Genomic DNA, 3,643 nt, shown 5'->3' on the forward strand with positions numbered 1-3,643 from the left:
TCGGTGGCGGCGCGAGAATCAGCAGCCCATCCTATTACACCTACAAGGCGGACCGGCTGGTTCGCGTCGACTTCTCGGCGCTGGCCCCGACGCCAGAGCCGGCGACGCCACAGGATGCGGCTTTCGTGCCGTCGGCAACGGGCGCTGCGTTTCGTGAAGCGGTTGCCAGCTTGGCTGACTACGAACTCTTAGCCGAGCCCGACATCGCCAAGGCGCTGATCGCGTATTACTCGGCCAATCCGGATTTCATCTGGATAAGCGGAACCAGCCTCAACAGCCGTGCGCAGGATGCGGTTCGGGTGCTTGGCGAGGCTTCAAGCTATGGTCTCACGCCCGCCGACTATACGGTCGAAGTGCCCGCTGCCGGCGCATCGACGACTGACGCCAATGCGCAACTGAAAGAACTCGTCCGTTTCGAGATGGCGCTTTCCGCGCGTGTGCTGCGCTATGCCCATGACGCCCAGAACGGCCGCGTCGATCCCAACCGCATGACCGGCTACTATGATTTCCCGGCCAAGCCGCTCGACTTGCAAGGCGTGCTGAGGACGCTGGCGCATACCCAGCAAGTGCGCACCTATCTCGAATCGCGGCATCCGCAGAATGCGGAATACCAGGCGCTGCGCGTCGAACTCGAATCTCTGCAGGCCAGTGCGGAAAACGAAATCGTCGTCGACCCCAAACTGTTGCTGAAGCCGGGCGAAACCAGCCCCGAACTGCCGAAGCTGCTGACCTTGATCGCGCGCAATCTCGATGACGAGATGGGCGGCGCCTATGGCGAGATCCTGTCCAGGCTGGCCACCAGCGAAGTCTATGATCCGGAACTGGTCCCGGTCATCAAGGCCGTGCAGCAAAAGGCAGGCATGAAGGGCGACGGCGTCATCGGCCCGCGCACCGTCGCGACGCTGGCGGGAACATCCAAGGCCGACAAGCTGCTGAAGGTGGAAGTGGCGCTCGAGGAACTGCGCTGGCTGCCCTCCGATCTTGGCAGCCCGCGCGTCTTCATCAACCAGCCGGCCTTCACCGCAAGCTACATCGACAATGGCGAGGAAAAGCTCAAGACGCGTGTCGTCGTTGGCCGGACCACCAACCAGACCTCCTTCTTCTACGACCAGATCAAGCAGGTCGATTTCCATCCCTATTGGGGCGTGCCGCAATCGATCATCGTCAACGAGATGCTGCCGAGATTGCGCAACGATCCGGGCTATCTCGACCGGTCCGGCTATGAGGTGACGGATTCGCGCGGCAAGCGCATTCCTTCGTCGGCGGTCAACTGGGGCGCCTATGGCGCGAACATCCCCTACAGCGTGCGCCAGCAGCCGAGCGAGGCCAACGCGCTGGGCGAGTTGAAGATCCTGTTCCCCAACAAGCACGCGATCTACATGCACGACACGCCGCAGAAATCATTCTTCCAGCGTGATATGCGCGCGCTCAGCCATGGCTGCGTGCGGCTGCAGGACCCGCGCGGCATGGCGGCGGCGGTGCTTGGCACCTCCGTGGACTATATCGCCGAGAAGCTGAAGCACGGCCACTCGACCGAGAATGTGACACGCACGATCCCGGTTTATGTCGCCTATTTCACCGCCTGGCCTGATCTGTCCGGCAAGGTCGAATATTTCGGCGACGTCTACGACCGCGACTCGCGCCTGAAGCAGGCTCTGGACGCCACGGAGGCGGTTCGCTCGCCTTCGAGTTGATCCAGGGCTTTCGGTAGGCCGTTAACTCATAAATACGGCATGACCGAAAGCGGAAAGGCGGCCGAGAGGGAACGAGGAGCGGCGGCTACCGTTATCGAACAAGCTCAAAACGCAACTGTGATCCTGTTTCGGCAGGGACGAACGATGTTTAGCGCTCGAAGCGGAGGCGCCTGTGTCGAGCCACTATGCGATTCTCGAAGCCCCCTCCACGCTGGGCCTGGCGACCGATGGTGTGGAGCGCTTGCCTGGCCGGCTCCTGGACCTTGGCCTTGCGGAGCGCATCCAGGCGCGCCGCGCCGGGCGGCTGGCTGTGCCTCCGAAGGACCCGACGCCCGATCCCGCGACCGGCACCCTGAACGCAGGGCTATTGCGCAGTGGTCGCCCAAGCTCGCCGACGCCGTGGAAGCGGTGCTTGACGCAGGCGGGTTTCCAGTGGTGCTGGGCGGCGATTGCACGATCGTGCTGGGCTCGGCGCTCGCGTTTCGACGGCGCGGCCGCTACGGCTTGCTCTTCATTGACGGCAACGCCGATTTCTTCCAGCCAGAGGCGGAACCCAATGGTGAGGGTGCCTCGATGGACCTCGCCTTCGTCACCGGCTACGGTCCGTCGCTCCTGACCGACATCGAAGGTCGCGGTCCTCTGGTCCGCCCTGAAGACGTTGTCGCCTTCGCGTATCGCGATCACAAGGATCAGGAGGAGTACGGAAGCCAGCCGCTCCCCGAAGAGCTCAAGGTGCTTGACCTTCCCGCTGTGCGCGCCACGGGCATCGAGGCCGCCGCACGCGAAGCGGTCGATCACCTGACGAGAGCGGAATTGGACGGCTTCTTCATCCATCTCGACGCCGACTGTCTCGACGACGTCATCATGCCGGCTGTCGATTTTCGCGTGCCAAGCGGGTTGTCGTGGGACGAGTTAACGGCCGCGCTCCGGCTTGCCTTGGCGAGCGGCAAGGCAGTCGGCCTCGAGATCACCATCTACAATCCGCGCCTTGATGAGGACGGCAGCGCCGGACGCGGCCTGGCCGACGTACTGGCCGCTGCGCTCGGAACAGCAGCGCCATGACGATGACGAGCCATGCCTGCTCTCGGGCGCAGCAAGAAGCGACCGATTTTGAGGTCGTTTCTACTGCCTTCATATTGCGGCGGAATCTGTTTCAAGGCTCCGCATGAGCCGATCGGCGTGGCTCCGCGATTGTGAGTCTGCAAGCTAGTAGCGCTCGAACAGTGGCCGCCGGAAGCCGGCGTCGCGCCCGGCGATCAGCCAGTAGAGCAAGCCGGCGACAAGGCCGGCAGCGGCAATGATGCCGATGTCGACCCAACGCTCCGGGTCCATATCCTCCGGCGCGCTCGGCCAGATCAAGGCGAAGCCGCCGACCGCGGCGCCGGCGCCGAAAACCATGTGCAGCAGGACATTGCGCAGCGAGAAGAACTCGGCGATCAGCGCGAAGATCAGCGTCTGCAGCGCGGTCACCACGATGGTCAGGAAATAGACGAACATGCCGAGCGGCGGCACCAGCAGCACCGCGATCGGCGAAACGCCCATGACGTCGAAATAGCTGGGCGCGTTGGGCAAGGAACTGAGCACGCCATAGATCACCGCGATGGCGATCAGGCCGACCAGCACCGACACGAAGTAGCCGGCCAACATCATCAATATGCGCTTCATCACGTGCTTTGCCGTCGCCATCCCCATCCCCCAATGCGGCCCGCGTCGCGACAGTCAGCCATCAAAGCGAGACAGACGCAAGGGGAGGCGACGGTTGGCAAGGGCAATCGCTTTAGGCCAACGACAAGTCCGACTTGCAGCGGAGAACGCCAATCGCCAAAGTCGGCGCTGCCCCTCATCCGCCTGCCGGCACCTTCTCCCCGTATAGTGACGGGGAGAAGGGAACTACTGTCCGAACCGGATAGATAGGTAACAGAATGGACTGATTAGATGGGTGACAGTTT

Annotated in this window: 2 protein-coding genes and 1 pseudogene; 2 read left to right on the top strand and 1 reads right to left on the bottom strand. The window is 63.1% G+C overall.

Features of this window, described 5'->3' with window-relative positions:
• Together EOB59_RS21350 and EOB59_RS21355 are read left to right on the top strand one after the other, a co-directional pair.
• The coding region (locus tag EOB59_RS21350; protein ID WP_245486693.1) for a murein L,D-transpeptidase at positions 1–1,694 on the top strand (1,694 nt) is incomplete at its 5' end.
• A gap of 172 nt (positions 1,695–1,866) precedes the next feature.
• Positions 1,867–2,756: pseudogene (locus tag EOB59_RS21355) on the top strand (arginase family protein).
• A 144-nt stretch (positions 2,757–2,900) separates the two neighbouring features.
• Here EOB59_RS21355 and EOB59_RS21360 read toward each other — a convergent pair.
• Positions 2,901–3,386, bottom strand: coding sequence for a hypothetical protein (locus tag EOB59_RS21360; protein WP_164749075.1), 486 nt, complete (start codon positions 3,384–3,386; stop codon positions 2,901–2,903).
• Between the last annotated feature and the right edge of the window lie 257 nt (positions 3,387–3,643).

Source organism: Mesorhizobium sp. M7A.F.Ca.MR.176.00.0.0 (genome assembly GCF_004023165.1).
In the GTDB taxonomy this organism is placed as follows: domain Bacteria; phylum Pseudomonadota; class Alphaproteobacteria; order Rhizobiales; family Rhizobiaceae; genus Mesorhizobium.